This is a genomic window from Shewanella electrica, assembly GCF_022321485.1.
Classification (GTDB): Bacteria; Pseudomonadota; Gammaproteobacteria; order Enterobacterales; family Shewanellaceae; genus Shewanella; species Shewanella electrica.
The window spans coordinates 1-268 of record NZ_JAKOGG010000321.1 but is presented as its reverse complement, the minus strand read 5'-3'; the positions used below and the strand labels follow the sequence as shown (position 1 = coordinate 268).

General features: G+C 42.5%; 1 protein-coding gene. It reads right to left on the bottom strand.

The window, feature by feature from the left end; translation table 11 throughout:
- Positions 1-268, bottom strand: a 268-nt coding sequence (locus L9G74_RS24200) for an SAPS family protein (RefSeq protein WP_238898652.1), incomplete at both ends; no start/stop codon positions are given.

Sequence of the window (268 nt, the reverse complement as noted above, 5' to 3'; positions counted from 1 at the left end):
CTCAAATTATTTGCTAGAGCTGCAACATCATAGTCCCTGTCATGAAGGTCATCATCATCACTATCCCTCATCCTATCTTGTAAAGCAGTCGGACGTCCACAAGCCCAACGGTGAACATTCTCAACTACATTACGCTCCTGAAGAACTAAAGCTTGCCATTCATTCCACTCACTATTTTCCTGAAGACATGTCAGTATGAGGTTTCGATTATGTGCCAGGTGAACAAGTTTGTTAACAATTCGAGTAATATGCCCAATGTTTCCTGCCC